This window comes from Candidatus Villigracilis affinis (genome assembly GCF_016705895.1).
In the GTDB taxonomy this organism is placed as follows: Bacteria; Chloroflexota; Anaerolineae; order Anaerolineales; family Villigracilaceae; genus Villigracilis; species Villigracilis affinis.
This window is the reverse complement of sequence record NZ_JADJKT010000045.1, coordinates 1-17104: the sequence shown is the minus strand read 5'-3', so window position 1 is coordinate 17104 and position 17104 is coordinate 1. Positions and strand designations below refer to the sequence as shown.

Annotated in this window: 26 protein-coding genes; 17 read left to right on the top strand and 9 right to left on the bottom strand. The window is 51.9% G+C overall.

Translation table 11 applies throughout. From position 1 onward, the window contains the following. The first annotated feature begins 827 nt into the window (after positions 1-827). Entirely contained in the window at positions 828-977 is a 150-nt protein-coding gene (locus tag IPI86_RS25465; RefSeq protein ID WP_345300855.1) for a hypothetical protein, read from the top strand. A gap of 268 nt (positions 978-1245) precedes the next feature. Here IPI86_RS25465 and IPI86_RS25460 read toward each other — a convergent pair whose 3' ends face one another. The 7 genes from IPI86_RS25460 to IPI86_RS25430 form a co-directional block, all read right to left on the bottom strand. Continuing rightward, positions 1246-1656, bottom strand: coding sequence for a hypothetical protein (locus IPI86_RS25460; protein ID WP_345300854.1), 411 nt, complete (start codon positions 1654-1656; stop codon positions 1246-1248). A 13-nt stretch (positions 1657-1669) separates the two neighbouring features. Next, positions 1670-1984: a hypothetical protein gene (locus IPI86_RS25455; RefSeq protein ID WP_345300853.1), complete on the bottom strand. Its 315-nt coding sequence runs from the start codon at positions 1982-1984 to the stop codon at positions 1670-1672. A gap of 238 nt (positions 1985-2222) precedes the next feature. After that, the gene (locus tag IPI86_RS25450; RefSeq protein ID WP_345300852.1) at positions 2223-3320 is read right to left on the bottom strand and encodes a hypothetical protein; all 1098 of its coding nucleotides are present in this window, start codon (positions 3318-3320) and stop codon (positions 2223-2225) included. A 64-nt stretch (positions 3321-3384) separates the two neighbouring features. Continuing rightward, a complete protein-coding gene (locus IPI86_RS25445; RefSeq protein WP_345300851.1) occupies positions 3385-3855 on the bottom strand; it encodes a pilus assembly protein TadG-related protein in 471 nt (156 codons plus the stop codon). Between the two features lie 192 nt (positions 3856-4047). Further along, the gene (locus tag IPI86_RS25440; protein ID WP_345300850.1) at positions 4048-4227 is read right to left on the bottom strand and encodes a hypothetical protein; all 180 of its coding nucleotides are present in this window, start codon (positions 4225-4227) and stop codon (positions 4048-4050) included. Continuing rightward, on the bottom strand, positions 4224-4586 hold the full coding sequence (locus IPI86_RS25435; protein WP_345300849.1) for a TadE family protein: 363 nt from the start codon (positions 4584-4586) through the stop codon (positions 4224-4226). Before IPI86_RS25435 ends, IPI86_RS25440 begins: the two co-directional genes overlap by 4 nt. A 19-nt stretch (positions 4587-4605) precedes the next feature. Beyond that, the gene (locus tag IPI86_RS25430) at positions 4606-4785 is read right to left on the bottom strand and encodes a Flp family type IVb pilin (protein ID WP_345300848.1); all 180 of its coding nucleotides are present in this window, start codon (positions 4783-4785) and stop codon (positions 4606-4608) included. A gap of 240 nt (positions 4786-5025) precedes the next feature. Between IPI86_RS25430 and IPI86_RS25425 the strand changes: the two genes are divergently transcribed. The 5 genes from IPI86_RS25425 (at position 5026) to IPI86_RS25405 (ending at position 7386) form a co-directional block, all read left to right on the top strand. Then, positions 5026-5355, top strand: coding sequence for a YnfA family protein (locus IPI86_RS25425; protein ID WP_345300847.1), 330 nt, complete (start codon positions 5026-5028; stop codon positions 5353-5355). 109 nt (positions 5356-5464) lie between these two features. Next, complete coding sequence (locus tag IPI86_RS25420) at positions 5465-5908, top strand: heavy metal-responsive transcriptional regulator (RefSeq protein ID WP_345300846.1); 444 nt, start codon at positions 5465-5467, stop codon at positions 5906-5908. Positions 5909-6054: 146 nt separating this feature from the next. Continuing rightward, on the top strand, positions 6055-6333 hold the full coding sequence (locus IPI86_RS25415; RefSeq protein ID WP_345300845.1) for a hypothetical protein: 279 nt from the start codon (positions 6055-6057) through the stop codon (positions 6331-6333). Between the two features lie 2 nt (positions 6334-6335). Further along, a complete protein-coding gene (locus IPI86_RS25410; protein ID WP_345300844.1) occupies positions 6336-6800 on the top strand; it encodes a hypothetical protein in 465 nt (154 codons plus the stop codon). A 7-nt stretch (positions 6801-6807) separates the two neighbouring features. Continuing rightward, positions 6808-7386, top strand: coding sequence for a DsbA family protein (locus IPI86_RS25405; RefSeq protein ID WP_345300843.1), 579 nt, complete (start codon positions 6808-6810; stop codon positions 7384-7386). 50 nt (positions 7387-7436) lie between these two features. Here IPI86_RS25405 and IPI86_RS25400 read toward each other — a convergent pair whose 3' ends face one another. Together IPI86_RS25400 and IPI86_RS25395 are read right to left on the bottom strand one after the other, a co-directional pair. Further along, on the bottom strand, positions 7437-9527 hold the full coding sequence (locus tag IPI86_RS25400) for a cation-translocating P-type ATPase (RefSeq protein ID WP_345300842.1): 2091 nt from the start codon (positions 9525-9527) through the stop codon (positions 7437-7439). After that, positions 9520-9870: a metalloregulator ArsR/SmtB family transcription factor gene (locus IPI86_RS25395; protein WP_345300841.1), complete on the bottom strand. Its 351-nt coding sequence runs from the start codon at positions 9868-9870 to the stop codon at positions 9520-9522. The genes IPI86_RS25400 and IPI86_RS25395 overlap by 8 nt, the downstream gene beginning before the upstream one ends. A 150-nt stretch (positions 9871-10020) precedes the next feature. Between IPI86_RS25395 and IPI86_RS25390 the strand changes: the two genes are divergently transcribed. From IPI86_RS25390 to IPI86_RS25340, 11 genes are all read left to right on the top strand, one after another. Then, on the top strand, positions 10021-10785 hold the full coding sequence (locus IPI86_RS25390; RefSeq protein WP_345300840.1) for a c-type cytochrome domain-containing protein: 765 nt from the start codon (positions 10021-10023) through the stop codon (positions 10783-10785). Between the two features lie 25 nt (positions 10786-10810). Then, complete coding sequence (locus tag IPI86_RS25385; protein WP_345300839.1) at positions 10811-11110, top strand: hypothetical protein; 300 nt, start codon at positions 10811-10813, stop codon at positions 11108-11110. A 36-nt stretch (positions 11111-11146) separates the two neighbouring features. After that, on the top strand, positions 11147-11845 hold the full coding sequence (locus tag IPI86_RS25380) for a response regulator transcription factor (RefSeq protein WP_345300838.1): 699 nt from the start codon (positions 11147-11149) through the stop codon (positions 11843-11845). Next, positions 11835-13274, top strand: coding sequence for an ATP-binding protein (locus IPI86_RS25375; RefSeq protein WP_345300837.1), 1440 nt, complete (start codon positions 11835-11837; stop codon positions 13272-13274). Before IPI86_RS25380 ends, IPI86_RS25375 begins: the two co-directional genes overlap by 11 nt. A 66-nt stretch (positions 13275-13340) precedes the next feature. Next, positions 13341-13943 carry an isoprenylcysteine carboxylmethyltransferase family protein gene (locus tag IPI86_RS25370; protein ID WP_345300836.1) on the top strand — a complete coding sequence of 201 codons (603 nt, stop codon included), beginning with the start codon at positions 13341-13343 and terminating at the stop codon, positions 13941-13943. 2 nt (positions 13944-13945) lie between these two features. After that, positions 13946-14245 (top strand): metalloregulator ArsR/SmtB family transcription factor, encoded by a 300-nt coding sequence (locus IPI86_RS25365; RefSeq protein ID WP_345300835.1) that lies wholly within the window; start codon positions 13946-13948, stop codon positions 14243-14245. Between the two features lies 1 nt (position 14246). After that, entirely contained in the window at positions 14247-14507 is a 261-nt protein-coding gene (locus IPI86_RS25360; protein WP_345300834.1) for a hypothetical protein, read from the top strand. Positions 14508-14595: 88 nt separating this feature from the next. Next, positions 14596-15003 (top strand): heavy metal-associated domain-containing protein, encoded by a 408-nt coding sequence (locus IPI86_RS25355; protein WP_345300833.1) that lies wholly within the window; start codon positions 14596-14598, stop codon positions 15001-15003. Continuing rightward, a complete protein-coding gene (locus tag IPI86_RS25350; RefSeq protein ID WP_345300832.1) occupies positions 14969-16540 on the top strand; it encodes a heavy metal translocating P-type ATPase in 1572 nt (523 codons plus the stop codon). Before IPI86_RS25355 ends, IPI86_RS25350 begins: the two co-directional genes overlap by 35 nt. Before the next feature lie 4 nt (positions 16541-16544). Beyond that, positions 16545-16706, top strand: coding sequence for an HAD family hydrolase (locus IPI86_RS25345; protein WP_345300831.1), 162 nt, complete (start codon positions 16545-16547; stop codon positions 16704-16706). Continuing rightward, entirely contained in the window at positions 16684-16953 is a 270-nt protein-coding gene (locus IPI86_RS25340; protein ID WP_345300830.1) for a hypothetical protein, read from the top strand. The genes IPI86_RS25345 and IPI86_RS25340 overlap by 23 nt, the downstream gene beginning before the upstream one ends. Positions 16954-17104 lie beyond the last annotated feature (151 nt).

The following is a 17104-nucleotide window of genomic DNA, read 5'->3' as shown; positions in this document are numbered from 1 at the left end:
GGTGCAGGAGATGGCGCGTAAATCTCCGGCGCAGGCATCACTGCAATGCAGATGCTGACTGCGTTATGCAACGCAGTCATGGTTCCTGTTCAAAAGCAGCAGGGTTGAAGGGACGAAAGACGCTGTCCGGATTGATCCCGTGTTGCTCATATGGCGTCGATCTATCAACCCCTCATTGGATTACACGGTAATGTGGCACAGATCGATTTCTCTTCCATGTATCCTGCAATCATGGTAGGAACACAATATCTCTCCGAGAACCGTTGGGGCTGGAAAATGCGCCAGAGGGATTGATACCAAAAACCCTGCGACCTCTGTTGGAAAAACGCCTAATGCTAAAGAGACATCCTCTCCGATCTCGACCCGCGCGATTGCAGAGTTGGAATCCTCGCCCGTGCTGCGGCGCCTGAAGTGGTTGTGGTGTGCTTTGGGTACTTGGGATACAAGAATGCCCGCTTTGCGGAAAAATCGAATCCCATGAAGCAGTCACCGCCATGGGCCGCGAGTTGATGTTACAAGCTGGGCGCGGAGGTGGCAGAGGATATGGGATTCACGATTTTATGTATGGGATTGTTTGTTTGTCCAGCAGGAGGGATTTCACAAGCCATCAGAATTTACGTCACTTATGAATGCCATCGAAGAGAAAACAGGCAATTCCCATTGCATGGAAGGAGTTTTCAGTGGGTTGCTTTCCGGCTTCCAAACGGGATGCACGTGTCTCAGTGCCCAACCAATACTTTGGTGCTTCAAGATGGCGCACTCAAATATCGTGGCATCGAGTGTGCAGAAGGGATACAACCCGTGTGGGTGAGAAAGATTCAATCTTCATGAAGGCGCTGGAAGTTCTGGCAGGTGCGAATACCCCGCATGAATTCGCCGACCGCATTCGGATGTTATGGCGTTGGTGGATGTGCAAAACAGGTACCTCAGAATCGGACGTGTTCCATTGGAAGAATTGGTCATCCGCCAAAGGTTAAGTCGGGCGATTGAGGCATACACGACCCCATCTCCAGCTGCACGTGCCGCCTTGCAGCTACAGGCACAGGGCAGGCAGTTTGCTCCGTCATCGCTGGAATTCCTGTTTGCCCAGAGCATTTCTGCGAGTCCATGCCTGGGAACTGGATGAGGCATTGGACTCCGGAAGGCTGGATACAAAGCGCTATTGCAGGCTCCTGGATCGGGCAATTCAAACGGTGCTTGATCTAGGCAAGCCTTTGCTTGTGTCGGAACGCTTACTATGAACGGTTATTGCCCCGGCCAGCCGATCTGTCCCTGTCCTTCACGCACCGCCCAATAGATGATCCCGCCCCAATTCCAGGAACGCTGGTATTGGGGATTGCTGATACTGCCTGCATCATCCATGCGTTGCAGGGTCAGATTGGTATCCCAATAGGCATCAGGCGTGCCATCATTGTTGATATCCGCCATTCTCGCGGCAGGTAGATTTGCCACAGCAGATGGGGGAATCTCGCCTCCGCTGGAATGAGTTTTCCATTCATAACCAGTGATGCCGCGATGTCCGGTTCCGCCGCCGCAGTTGTAATTTCCGTTGCCATTCGGACCGGCAAGACAGCCCTCGATGGCTTCATACTCCTGATAACGCAACTCCCAGAACAACTTGTACGGAGCGCGTCCGTTGCCGACGAACAAGGGCATATCTCCGGGGAGTTCATCCAGTCCACTGACACTGCCTGCGAGGGTGGTCGCTCCACGCCGGATGGGAAGGCACTTCCCATTGAATGGTTTGGCTTGCGCCGTTGGCTAACATCAGGTCGCCAATCAGTGGCAGGGTCACAAACATGGGACCCGCCGGTCGCAAGGTAAGGGTCAGGCGTAGATTTTGCCAGTCGCCCACCTGTGGATGACTGGGCGATCCGCCGCCATTGGGAATATAGTTCACGCCACCTGATCCGGAGGATTCAGGCATACCGCCATTCGGACAACGGTAGCCAGCGAACAAGAGTCGCAGGATAGGGGCGCACATCCAGATAGATCTCGGGAAACGTCACACGCGCACTTACGTTCCAGCCGTTGTTGGCTCAGGTAATACCGTCAGCCGCCACAGAGAAAGATGTACAGCGATGCTGTGGCGGTGTGGTATTGGCCAGGAACTGCTTTCCGAATAATATTCAACGACCTGGAATGCCAGATGATTGCCGGGTGTGCAAGCGCCACCGCCATTGTTGTTATTGTTATTTCCACCGCCTTCCTCTCCGCCTCCTTCATTTCCTCCACCTGTTGTGCAAATGATGCTTCCATCCGGTTGAAAGGAACAGGATGGGGCAGACTGTGCCAGGACGGATAAAGGTTGAACGGAGATCAGGACGATCAGCAGAAGAAATAGACTGGCGCGTTTCATGGCGCGCTCCCGATAACACGGAAAGGATGTACTGCTTCTCGTTTTCATCCGTGAAGGACTGCCAGTTTTCCGGCAGCGTTTGCATGTCAAGATGATAGGTTGTGCTCAGCCACTTCGCATCCCAGGGCTGGGAGTCGTATAGGGTTGCCACGGTTAGACGGTCGCTGGCATTTTCCTTTGCATCGGTAATTTCCAACTTGGGTTCCGTCTGTGTTCCCAGCCAGACCCACTGCCCATCACCCAGATACCCAAAGAGCAGGAACGAACGGATCGGCGTGCGGTCGATGTAGATGTGATCATTCAACGCATAGAGGATGTGCGTGTTCTCGGCATCCTCCACCACCAGACAGATTACCGGATATTCACCGCCCCAGATCTCGACGCGATTGCCTTTCACAGAGGATGTCTCGAAACAGCCGCGCAGTCCATATGCTACCGCCGCTTTGCCATTGGCATTCAGACGCCATTCCTTGAAATCGGGATTGGGTGGGATGAAACTAACCGGCACATCCACAAGATCATTTGCTTCCTTGGGAAGGGTGACGGTTTCCATCTGTCGCATGGGCATTTCTGTGAACCCAAGCAGTTCAGTGGCTTCGGCGCGGCTGTAGCCTTCACGGATTGCCAACGCCCATGCAATGGTTTTCTCCAAGCCTTGATATACACAAGCTGGCTGGATGATTTGGTAATTCTCGCTGATCATGGTCGGCGTGAAGGACCACTCCGACGAATCTGTTGGACAGCCAAACGAATCCACAGCTCCCGATGGGCTGGTCACAATGGTTTCCGTTGCCATCGGCTCCATCGTCTGTGTCGGGAAGGCGACTGCTTCCGGAGTGGCCTGTACACGGCTCATCAACAGATACCGATTCAATCCTGCCATCCCTCCAGCCATAAAAAGCAGGAGCAGGATCAGCCTGGTGACAACGGTGTAAAGTGCGGGGTTGCCGTTTCCCGGCAAGGTCTTTATAGGTCAATCCATCCAGGATTGTTTTCCAAAGGGATTTCATTCTTCTCCAAAAAAATTATTGATCTTCGCGGGTCACGCCATGCGCCAGATATCCAATGGCGCGCACGGTCACCCAGCGGGCGGGGAACAAGTACCCCGCAGATTGAACTTGCGCGGTTACATAACAGGCAGGGCGCCCTTGATGTCGTCCACAGGAGACCGAGGTAAGGTGCGCGGACCCCGGTCGCTGTGAATTGAAGTAAGTAGCGGCGATCCCGTTGCCAGCAGAGGTGGCGGTGATGGTTCCATCGGGCAAGACTGTGATCTCCTGTGCGCCGGCATGAGCGGCAAGGTCGGCAGTTGCCACGGTCTCCATCACACGCGCGTTGGTCACCATGTAATCGAGGATGCCCAGTAGAAAGAGTGACATGATGGGCATCAGGATGGCGAACAAGGCAACAGATTGTCCGCGCTCTTTGAGTTTGACCTTCATCGCCATTTTGCTTTCCAGGTCTCCGACCGCGAGATGAACCACTCGCTGTTCCATCCGGATTGACTCAAGCCCAACAGACCATTGAACAAGGTTGGCGCTTGAAATGAGACCAGGCACTGACCCGGCTCTCCCGGTCCGCTGGGAGGTGAGATCTGCACCCGATATTCCACTCCCGCCGTGGCGGACCAATCCGCGTTCAGAGTTTGCCAGGCGACATTCACGGCATTGTTTCTGGCGCGTGCCGGATCAGGCGATTGTGACAGGAACTGTGAACAGGCATAGCAGCGCGGCAGTCGCGGCGGTGCGGGCGCGATGCGTCGGGATCCATGCCAGCAGACCAAATGCCATGATGACTGCCAGCATTGCGAATAAGGCTGTCTCTGCCAGGGCCTGACCGCGTTCGCCTATTTGATGACGGGCTCTCATTCGAACCCTCCGGCAGGGGGTGGACCGGGATAGAACCGCCATAGACGAAAATTGGTTTCTGCACGTTGCGCTTCGATCAGGCGGATGCCAAAGATCCAATTGCGCGAGTCTTCCACGCTGATCAGCGAACGCACCTGACGCGGACCGGTCTGCCCGGCATTGATGCGGTCTGCCAGGTCGGGCCATAAAACATTGTCACGGGCGTGCTCGGTGGCGGGTGTGTTGTATGAGCCGGAAGCAACACCCGTGATGAACACGCCCCAGTCTGTGGCAGCGGATCGGAAGGCATAGAACGCGGCAAAGGTCATGCCGAACATAAGCAGAATCAGAATCGGCATGACCAGGGCGAACTCTGCCATCGTCTGCCCCGGAACATCTCTATCCGCCTCGCGCCATGCGCAGGGCTTCGATGCCGGCTTCGAAGGCGGCGATCAGTTCATTGCGATAGCGGGCGATCACGGCAATCGCGACCACGCCAATGGCGCCCAGGATCAGGGCGTATTCGGCAAAGTCCTGACCGTCGTCTTCGCGGATAAAACGTTTGAACAAAGTAAACATGGAATCTCCTTTTTGAAATGAAAATCGGCTGACAGTTGAACTGCCAGCCGATATCATATAGATTCAGATTATGGGGAGGTTGTTTCGTGTCGCTAGGAGAATCATTGGTTCTTAATGGCTCTGAAAATAAACCACTACCGGAGTAGCCATCTTGTCAGTGTGCATAATGGAGAAGACATGACGGCAATAAGAATCATTTAAAGGAATGGCACGGATTTTAAAACCAAGTAGAATCTGTAAATGGAAATTACAAAGTCGATTTTTTATTTTGTTCTTGCGGGTCTTTTTGAGATTGGAGGCGGGTATTTGATCTGGTTATGGATACGAGAGGGAAAAAGTATTTGGTATGCTGTATTGGGTGCGGTCATATTGGTGCTGTACGGAATTATTCCAACTTTACAACCTGCCAACTTTGGGCGGGTTTATGCGGCATATGGCGGCATTTTTATTGTGTTATCCATTCTGTGGGGCTGGGGGATCGATCATAAAGCTCCCGACAAACTGGACTTGCTCGGCGGCACTATTGCATTGATCGGCGTGTTGATCATCATGTACTGGCCGAGACACTGATCAGTAAATCTCAATCAAAAGTACGATACTTTTTCATAGCGGTTTACATTTCCAAAAACTGGGTCTTGACATTCCAGTTACTGGAAGGTGTAAAGTAGGAGCCATGACCATGTTCATTCACGAACTCGCACAAGCAAGCGGCGTATCCGCCAAGACCATCCGCTATTATGAATCCATCGGGTTGCTACCAGACCCACCAAGAGCGGAGAATAATTACCGTCAATATCCACCTGATACCGTTGAGCGTCTGCGGTTCATCGTCAGTGCTCGCAGTCTCGATTTCAGCCTCACAGATATTGCAGAGTTCCTTTCGGCGCGCGACGAAGGAACCCTGCCTTGCAAACGAGTGCTGGATTCCATTGACGGACGCATTGCCGAGCTTGACCGCCGCATCGCTGACCTGCTGGCTTTACGCGACAACCTCAGCCGTGTGCGTGCTGACGGGGAAGGTTTACCCCCTGATAAAAAGTGCGATGACGATTGCCTGTGCTATATCATTACCACCGATTTGCAAAGTGGGCAGGTCACCATTCAACGCGAGGAGAAAGCCTAATGACAGACCATTGTGGAAGTGTTACTGAAGATGGAACAGCCGTTTGCGTTCCAGGATCATGCAGTTGTTCCTCCGAGCCAAAGAGTAGTGAGCCAATTCTTATATCCGTACCACCCATAAACAAAAGCCAAAATCAGGAGATAAATATGTGGAAGAAAATTCGCAGTGCCGTAATGTTTGGCATTGCCTGTATTGCCAGTCCTTGTTGCACGCCGATCATCATACCGATTGCCATCGTTCTGTTGGCAGGGACACCTATCGCCGCCTGGCTGTCAGCCTATATTGGCTGGGTGTACGGTGGACTGACCCTGCTTTCCATAGTGAGTTTGGTTTTAGGCTTTCGTTGGCTGGGACAAAAGAACGAAACCAGACGCAAAACCAGCGTTCAATCAATGAACAAGATACGCGCTTCAGAGGAGATTTAGAAATGGTTACTGATTTGAATGAGAGACCACCTTTAGCCTGTGACCTGACAGCCATTCCCGCCGACGTGCGTGAAGAGCATGTCATCACCGCTCCGCAATTGTTCACGCTGGCGCAGGAAGTTCAGGAATTATCGAACGGCTTTGCCATCCGCTTTGTAAATGAACCGGGCAGGTTTATGGCGATTGCCAGATTCATCGAGAACGAACGGCTATGTTGTCCCTTCTTCAACTTTGGACTGGAAGTTGAACCGAACAGCGGACCGCTCTGGCTGCGGCTGACAGGCGGCGAGGGAGTCAAAGAGATTTTGCAAACAACGCTGTTCGAAAGTATCGAGGACAAAACCGCGCTCAAGCAGTTGATCCAAACGGGTGGAGATGCGCATCTGGATGAAGTGGTGTCTCAAACCCCGCTGCCATTATTGAGCGGCGTGCTTAAACGAACTTCGCCTGACCAGGCAGGGAACTGATGCTCGTATGCAAATCGATATTTACTATAGTTATGCCTGCCGAGAAAGTTATCTGGTCTATACCTGGCTGAATGCAGTGAAGAAAAATGGGCAACCTCTGGATATTACGTGGCGTCCTTTTGCGATTCAGATGGATGACCCGAATGAATATTGGAACCAACCGTGGTCTACAGCCAACTCAGAGTTGCGAGGCTTTATCGCTGCGGAAGCGGCTCGCCGGCAGGGTGCTGAGGCTTTCCTGCGTTTTCATGAGGCGCTCGAAGGCGCTGTGCATGAGCAGTTTCTAGAGTTGGGGGAAGAATCCACTCTAATTGCTGTAACTGAACAAGCGGGACTGGATATGGATCGTTTTCAAGCGGACTGGCATGACCCACAACTTGCACAAGCCGCAAAGCACAGTCACATGCAAGCTGTTGAACAATGGAAAGTTTTCGGTACACCAACGCTTGTTCTTGACAACAAGCACTCTATTCACCTTGAATTGAAAGAAAGTCCTGCAGAAGTGGATGCGCTTGAAACCTTTCAGGCGTTTGAAACCTTGGCATCACGATTGCCTTATAGTAGACAACTGAGGCTCACTGATTAGGTATTATAAAAATGACCCCGCGAATGCAGGGTCATTTTTATAGGTTTTCTTCAGGACTTGTGTTTCAGTAGTCTCGCTGAATTTCCCATGATGCCGATATCGGGAAGCGACTGCGCAGCAGCGGCGAGGACAGGTGGTAGGAAGCCAAATGCGGCAAGAGTCAGCCCGATGATGTTATAGGCGGTCGTAAACAACAGGTTTGTTTTCACAACACGCATGGTCCGTTGGGCGATCTTCAAAACATCCGGAACCAAATTCCAATCTTCGCGCATGAGGGCGATGTGAGCCGCTTCGATGGCAACATCTGTGCCTGCCGCGCCCATTGCAATGCCAACATCCGCCTGAGCCAGCGCGGGCGCGTCGTTCACACCGTCGCCGACCATCACAACCACATGTCCCTTCGCCTGATATTCCTTCACAATGTCAATCTTGTTTTCGGGTAGTAGGTTGGCGCGGTAGGAAACGCCCAGTTTTTCCGCCAAGGCTGATGCAGTTCTTTCATTATCACCTGTAAGCAACTCGATATGACGAATGCCCAAGGAACGCACCTCTTTCAGCGCAGCGGGAACTTCTGAGCGCAGTGTGTCAGCGGCGGCGAACACGCCCACAAGTTCGTTATCCCTTTCCATGAAGAGAAGAGTTTTGCCCTGTGCTTCAAGTTCACTGGTAATGGTTAACGATTCTGCGGAAGGAATCAAGCGGCGATTACCCACAGCAACACGGCGCGAGTCAATCACTGCGCGCACACCATGCCCAGGTACGGATTCGAAATTCTGCGGTTCCACCAAGGCGATATTTTCGTTGCGGGCAAGGGTACGCACGGCTTCCGCTAATGGGTGTTCAGAATAGCGTTCAACAGATGCGGCAAGCGATAAGATTTCAGTTCGAGAAAGTCCATTCAATGGAACAACATCTGTTACCTGCGGCTGACCTAGAGTGAGTGTGCCTGTTTTATCCACTAGCAATACATCGGCACGTGCGAGCAATTCAAGATATTTTCCGCCTTTGATGAGCAATCCGCGTTTTGCACTTGCACCGACCGAGGCAAGCATGGCAACGGGTGTTGCCAGGGCAAAAGAACACGAACAGGCAACTAATAAAACAGCAGCTGTCGATAAGGGATTGCGGGTGAAAATAAATGTCAACATGGCAATAACCGCGACCACTGGCAGATACCAGGCGCTGAATTTATCAGCGAGTCGCTGCACATCGGCGCGATGCGCTTCCGCTTCCTCCACCATTTTGACCACACGCCCGAAGGTTGTATCCGATCCAATTCGTTCGGCGCGGATACGCAGACTACCCAATTTGGCGATGGTCGCGGCATAGACGTGCGTTCCATTTGCAGCTTCGATGGGCATGGACTCGCCTGTGATTGCAGATTGATCTATGGTTGCCTGTCCGCTGATCACTTCACCATCCACAGCGATCTTTTCACCAGGACGCACGATAATGGTCTCACCAACTTTTACTTCGCTGACAGGGATTTCTGCTTCTTTAGCATCGCGTTCCACGCGGGCAGTTTGTGGGGTGAGTGCAGTCAATTCCTTGACTGCGCGTCGGGCGCTTTCAGTGGTGAAGTTCTCTACATAATCGCCGATACGCATGAAAACCACAACCAATGCCGCCGTGACCCATTGACCCACAACCAGTGCGGCAATGACACCGAGGGTCATCAAGGTGTGGGAGATAATCTGGCGTTTGAGCGTGGCGCGGATGACATTCATGAAGACGGGATAGCCGCCTGCAATCACCAGTACCAGACCAAACAGGAAGGGGACGCGTTCATTCAGGAAGTCGAACAATCCGAGGACTTCACCAAAGATGACCACGCTGAGAATAATGGCGAACACGCTAACGAGCATGACGGTCAGTTTTCGGTTGAAATCGCCCATTGAAACGGGATCAGCTTTCGGGGCGTCTGAAGCGGGCACGTTATATCCTGCACCCTGAACAGCGGAGCGGATCATGGGGATATCCACTTGGGCAGGATCGAGTTTCACCACTGCCTTTTCCGTTCCGAGGAAGACATTCACGGATTGCACGCCAGGCAGTTTTTCGATGGCATGTTGGACGTGCTGGGTGCATTCGGCGCAGTCCATGCCTGAGATGGGGATTTCGAGAGTTTGTGTGTTAGCCATTTTTAGAAACCTTTATGTTGTAACGTGTGCATTCATAGACACCGCGCGCGACATCGGCGAGCAGCGACTCGGCAAGCGCAATTAGTTCTCCTACTCGGTCATCGCTCAAGTGGTAGGTGACATATCGTCCCTGCTGTTCAGCCGCTACTAATCCACAATCACGCAAACAACCTAGGTGATTTGAAACATTAGGCTGAGAGAGACTGGTAGCCTCGACGATTTCGCTTACGGTTAACGGTCCATTACGCAACGCATCCAGGATTCCCAAGCGCGAGGGGTCGGCAAAACCGCGAAACAGTTTGGCTTGCAGGTCAATGCTGGAGGTGGTGGAAGTGATTAGCATATTTCCTCATATCATCGTATCAGTATGTAATGATATTTTACTCAATCAAGATGAATTGTCAAGGCATATATCAGACTTTTACTTTTTCTACACAACTTCTATATATCTGGTGGGTATCCTGTGTATAACTTCACAAATAGGAGATGGCTCATGAAAGTTATAAAGATCATTCTCGGACTGGTAGCAGCGGGCGTATTGCTGGTGGGCGGATTTGTGGCTGGGACAGTCATCACACAGACCCGAACTACCAATATCCCCGTTCAACAATTTGCCCAACCCACTGTGGTTCCTCAACAGCAATTTCAGCCGACGGTAGCTCCATTGCAGATACAGAAAACGCTCATTCCGCAAACAACGCCACTTTCCATTCCACCGCAGGGACAGTGGGGACGAGGTGGATGGATGACACTTGCACCTGATGCAAGTGCAGGTGTGGGTCCTCAAGGAGAATGGGAACACGGCTGGATGATGCAACCCAATTACGTGCCTCAGGGTCAACAAGGCTGGAACGGAATGCACAACGGCATGATGAATGGCTATGGAATGCCTGGTGGAATGATGCGAGACTGGCAGAATGATCCTAATTGGAGTGTCACACCGATTACGCCCAATAACAGTTTGCCAACTTATCCTACTCCGACCTCATCTGTTTCATTCAATAATGATGTTCAGCCGATCTTTGCTGCGCGTTGTGTTGCTTGTCATGGCGGGACAAACGGTTTATTCCTCGATACCTATGAGAACGTTCTGAAAGGCGGCGTCAACGGCGCAGTTATTATTCCTTCCGATGTAGATAACAGCCGCCTTGCTTACTACGTGTACAGCGGTTACATGCCTTTCCGGAGCTCCCCGCTTACTTCAATAGAAATCCAAACCATTCTGGATTGGATTGCCTTGGGCGCTCCAAATAACTAACTGCTCAAATTAAGGAGATGATAAAATGAAAAACATTGCACTCTGGATCGTAATTGGCGCAATCGCCCTCTTCGTTCTTGGACTGTTCGGCGGCATGTTCCTGCCTTTCGGAGGAAACAACTTCGCCTTTGGGTATGGTTGTGCCAATGGCTATGGAAATATGATGGGCGGTTATCGTGGCATGCCAATGATGGGTGGCTGGGGCATGATGCCCTTCGGATTCGTCGGGATGCTGTTCATGTGGCTCATTCCGTTGGGCGTTCTCGCTCTCATCATCGGCGGCATTTTCTGGATCGTTCGCACTATGACGCAACGACAGGCATGATCTTCCCAGTCAGGCGCGATTAACAGGAGATCGATCTTGGCAGACAAAATCTTAGTTGTAGAGGATGAAGCGCATATCACGCGCACCCTGCGTCTGTATCTCGAACAGGCTGGCTACCAGGTCATCATCATCGCTGATGGCGCTCTGGCAATGCCTGCCTTTCGGCATGAAAAGCCTGATCTTGTTATTCTTGACTTACATTTACCGCACCTGGATGGCTGGGAGATTTGCCGGCAGATCCGCCGCGAAGGGGATACGCCCATCATCATGCTCACCGCCCGCAGTGAAGAGAGCGACAAATTGATCGGTTTGGAACTTGGCGCAGATGACTATGTCACCAAGCCGTTCAGCCCGCGCGAGGTGACAGCGCGTGTGCGTGTGGTGCTACGTCGAAGTCATGGACAGGTACAGCCGCCTCCCATTCTACGTGCTGATACGCTTCTTCTGGATCTCGAAGCGCATACTGCAACTCAAGCCGATCAACTTCTTGAACTGACTCCCACTGAGTTCGACATCCTCACTGCACTCATGCACCATCCAGGTCAGGCATTCACAAGACTACAACTTGTGGAAGTCGCGCAGGGTGGAGCCTATGAAGGTTATGAGCGGGTGATCGATCAACACATCAAAAATCTGCGCGCCAAACTGGGCGATGACGCTCGCGCGCCGCGCTTCATCGAAACCGTCTTCGGTGTGGGATATCGTTTCTCTGCGGAGTTCCGACATGATTCGTAGCCTGTGGCTTAAGTTAATGGGCGCTTTTCTGGTGATCGTATTGATCGGCGGTGGCATTGATACCTACCTGGTCAGCCGTTCAACCAGAACTCAATTCAGCCAGTACATTGATCAAAATGGAAAGGTGTTCGCGCAACAACTTGCACCAACTCTTGCCCAGTATTACAGCCGGCAGGGAAACTGGCAGGGTGTGGAAAGTCTGCTCAATAACCCCTGGGGTGGTTCCATGATGGGCGATGGCATGGGGATGATGGATAATGGAAACTGGGGCATGTGGCAGGATGAAGATAGCATGGGCATGGGCAACGCTTCCAACCTCTGGAGCATGATGGGAATACGCCTCCTGCTTGCCGATGCACAGGGGATGATCATTGCTGATAATACCGCGCAGGATGTAGGGAAAACCGTCGCTTCAACTGACCTTGCAGTTGGTGTACCGATCCTGGTTGGGAATCAGCAGGTGGGGACACTCCTGCCATTAAATGCGGGATCGAATATGCCTGGCGCGGCGGGAGATTTTGTCTCGTCGGTTAATCATTCCACCTGGTTGGCCGGAGGCATAGCTGCTATTGTAGCTTTGTTACTCGGCTCAATCTTATTCTTTCAAATTGTTTCCCCTATTCAGAAGTTGACCACCGCTGCTCAAAAAATCGCCTCTGGAGACTTGAAACAACGCATCACCACTCAATCACAAGATGAGATCGGAACACTGGCAACTACATTCAACCAGATGGCAGACTCGCTTGCAAAACACGAAGAATTGCGCCGAAACATGATCGCGGATGTTGCCCATGAATTGCGAACTCCGCTTACCGTCATTCAAGGCAATCTCGAAGCCATGCTGGATGGCGTCCTGCCAACCAGTCCGCAGGAAATTGCTACCATTCGTGATGAAGCCGCATTGTTGACACGTCTCGTCGCAGACTTGCGCTTGCTCTCGTTGGCTGAGTCGGGTCAATTGAAACTGGAACGTGTCAGGACGAATATTGCTGAACTGACCACTCATGCAGTTGAACCTTTCCACCTACAAGCGCAATCCAGCCAAGTGGAATTGAATCTCGAGTTTGCTTCCAATCTTCCCCAGGTTGAGGTGGATACTGATCGGATAACACAAGTCATACGGAATCTGTTGAGTAATGCCCTACGTCACACTCCCGAAGGTGGGCAGGTAACAATAAGTTGCGAGAGTGATACACCCCATCAAGTGGTTATCACAGTATCTGACACAGGCGAGGGGATTTCACCTGCCGATCTGCCTTTTGTGTTCGACCGCTTCTATCGCGCCGATAAATCTCGTTCTCGTATCAGCGGCGGTTCGGGAATTGGGCTGACCATCGTCAAGCAATTGGTGGAAGCGCATGGTGGAACAGTGTGGGTGGAAAATCAGCCGCCTCGGGGGACAACATTTGGATTTACATTGCCATCTTGACGAGTTTGCGATAGTAGGTATATAATCTCAAATAGTTGAGCAACCATTCAACTATTTGAGATACCTATGACGCCCCTATTGAAAATCTTCCTCCCCATTTACTTCCTCTTGTTCTTCGGACTCGCCATGTTCTGGCGCTCTTACATTGCCTGGAAGCGAACAGGCATCAACCCTTATAAACTGGGAAATGACGATACGGTTCATGACTTTGTCGGCAAACTATTTCGTCTGACCCTGATTGTCACCGCTTTGATCGTGTTTGTGTTTTCCTTCCTTGAAGGCTTTTATCACTGGCTGTCTCCCATCACATGGATGAATTCCTCCATGCTGATAATTATCGGGATCGTATTGCTTGTGCTGGCTTTGATCTGGGTGTTGGTTGCCCAACTCCAAATGGGCGACTCGTGGCGCATCGGCATCGATGAGAAAAGCGAATCCACCCTCGTCCAACACGGTTTGTTTGGTGTCTCACGCAATCCCATCTTCCTGGGCATGATGGTCATGTTGGTTGGACTGTTGTTGATCCTGCCCACCGCCGCCACCCTGACCGTTACCGCGCTTGGTTTCGTCCTGATCCATGTGCAGGTGCGGCTGGAAGAGAATTTCCTCGTAGAGAAATACGGCGAGGACTATCGCAAATACCAGATAAACGTGCGCCGCTGGATCTAATCATGGCAAAAGATAAGGTCACCCCCGAAATCGCATCCGATCTCGCCAACCTGTTCGACGCATTGAGTGACCCGACACGCATTCTCATCATTAGCGCTTTGCTTGATGGGGAGGTTGGTGTCGGTGACCTGGTGGCGCGTTTGGGGTTGACCAAGTCTGCCGTCTCACACCAGTTGCGCGGACTGCGCGACAAGCGTCTCATCCGCACCCGCAAACAGGGGCGTAACGTCTTTGTTTGCCTCGATGATGATCATGTGATTGAACTATTCAAACGTGGTCTCGACCACGTCCTGCATGGTTGATATGAAGAACACTGTTCAACGAGCTTTTCTAACACTCCTGCTCCTCCTGATCCTGATCGGGATGGCAGGGCATTGGGTGAACACAGCAAATATCACGGCTCACGCTTCCAGTGAGTCTGTCTGTGTCATTCATGCAGGGATCCTTCTGCCAGAACAACCCAAACCCTCACAAAACAAACCCAATGTTTCCCTTCTGCCGACGCCAGATCAGACGATCCCCTGGTGCTTGCGCGAAAATATTTCCCACCCGCCTACAATGTAGTTTCGACCTTTCTGTCTGTTGCCCCGCCTGTTCAAGGCGAGGGCTATTAACCATTCCCCGTACCTGATATTTGATAAGGACCTGTCTTATGGAAAAAACAATTGAATTGGAAATACCCCTGCTTTTGCCTGATGTGAAGGATGAGCAGGACGAATGCCTCAATCGCCTCGAAGCCTCATTCCAGAATCAAAAAGGGATTCTGCGCGCCCACCTCGAACGGGAAAAATCCCCCGTTGACCTGTGTCTGCATTACGATCCCAATTTGTTAACTCTCTCGGATGTTAAACGCCTCGCCGAACGCGCGGGCGCGCAGATCATCAACCGCTTTCATCATGAATCAGTTCCCATCGAAGGCATGGACTGTTCCGATTGCGCGAGGGTTATAGAACATAGTCTCGGGCGGATGGATGGCGTGCTATCCGTCAATGTCAACTACCCTGCTGAAAAAATGTGGATCGAATATGATAATCAAAAAGATCAACCGTGCTTCCATTGAAAAACGCGTGCGCTCGCTTGGATATGAAATCCCTGTGGAAGGATTGCGAAGCTGGTATAAGGAAAACCGCGAAATCGTGTTCAGCCTCATCGCGGGATTACTCCTGCTCATTGGCTGGCTCGGTGAGACCTTTTTCGGTTTACCAGTAGCGATTGCCACGACTCTCTACATCACCGCATACATCTTCGGCGGTTGGGATATTTCGCAACATGCCTGGCACGCGATTAAAGAGAAGCACTTCGATACCGACCTGCTGATGGTTATGGCGGCGCTCGGCGCGGCGGCGCTCGGTGAATTTGCCGAAGGCGCATTGCTTCTATTCCTTTTCAGCCTCGGTCATGCGCTGGAGGAACGCGCTCTTGATCGTGCCCGCGCGGCGGTTCGTGCTCTGGCAGACCTTGCGCCAAAAGTTGCTCTCGTCCGCCGCGATGGGAAAGAGCAGGAACTGCCCGTTGAATCTTTGCAACTCGATGACCTTGTCATTGTCCGCCCTGGTGTGCGCATCCCTGTGGACGGTGTCATATCAAATGGAAACTCTGGCGTAGATCAGGCATCCGTCACAGGTGAATCCATGCCCGTTGATAAAGTTCCTGGCGATCAGGTCTTTGCCAGCACGGTCAACGGCGAAGGCGCGCTCGAAGTAAAAGTTACCCGCCTTGCCAAAGATTCAACATTGTCGCGCGTGATGAAAATGGTGGAAGAAGCACAGGCGCAGAAATCGCCCACGCAACAAACGGTTGAAAAATTCGAGCGCATCTTTGTCCCCGCCGTGTTGATTGTCACTGTGTTTATCATCATCCTGCCGCCCCTGTTTGGTTTTCCATTCCGTGAATCTTTTCTGCGCGCAATGACTCTGCTTGTCGCCGCATCGCCTTGCGCCCTCGCGCTTGGCACGCCTGCTTCCATTCTTGCGGGCGTCGCTCAAGCTGCGCGTAATGGCGTCTTGGTAAAAGGCGGCATGCATCTCGAAAACCTCGGTCGCCTCAAAGCCATTGCATTCGATAAAACTGGCACGGTCACACACGGTAAACCTGAGGTAACTGACATCGTGACGTTTCAATCGTCGGGGTGGAAAGAAACGGATTTACTATCCCTCGCGGCAGGAGCGGAATCACGATCTGCACATCCGCTTGCTCAAGCCGTTGTGCGCGCCGCTCAGACTCAGGGTGTGCCTGTTTCCGTTATGGACGAAGTCGAGTCGCTGACGGGACGCGGCTTGCGCGCTGTTACGAATGGCACGACGATTTGGGTTGGCAATCAAAAGTTGATGGACGAAGCGGGCGTGACACTTGCCGCTGATGCAATACAAAAAGCGCAATCGCTACAACAAACGGGCAAGACATTGTTTTGGGTCGCAGAAAATAAAAAAGCAATTGGCTTGATTGCTCTTGCAGACACATTGCGCCAGGAAGCCGCGTCCACAATGAAAGCCTTGAAGAAAATTGGCGTGGAACATACCATTATGCTGACGGGCGATAACGTCCGTTCCGCTCTCTGCCATTGCCGCGCAAGTGGGTCTCACCGACTACCGCGCTGACCTCATGCCCGAAGACAAATTGATCGTTATTCGCGATTTGGTAAAGGAATATGGTCAGGTTGCGATGATTGGCGATGGCGTGAATGACGCACCCGCTTTGGCAAATGCAACCGTGGGTATTGCAATGGGTGGCGCAGGCACGGATGTCGCTCTCGAAAACCGCTGATGTTGCCTTGATGGGCGATGATTTGAGCAAGTTACCCTTCGCCGTTGGTCTTGGACGCGCTACTCGCGCCATTATTATCCAAAATCTTTTCATCTCGCTCGGCGTGATCGCCTTGCTTGTCATCACTTCACTGACAGGAATTGTGAGCATTGGGATTGCCATTATCTTTCATGAAGGCAGTACGCTGGTGGTTGTAGCGAATGCGCTGAGGCTGTTGGGATATAAAGAGAAGCATATAACTGCATAAAATTATTGAGATACTTTTTCTTGGTTGAAATTCGATCTTTTATTCAACAAAAGGAGTTAACAATGAATACACAATCTGTCATTCTGTCCGCGTTTCCAATCCGTTTACAATCGTTGGCTCTTTACCGCCGCCCTGTTTTCGGCTGTGGCGG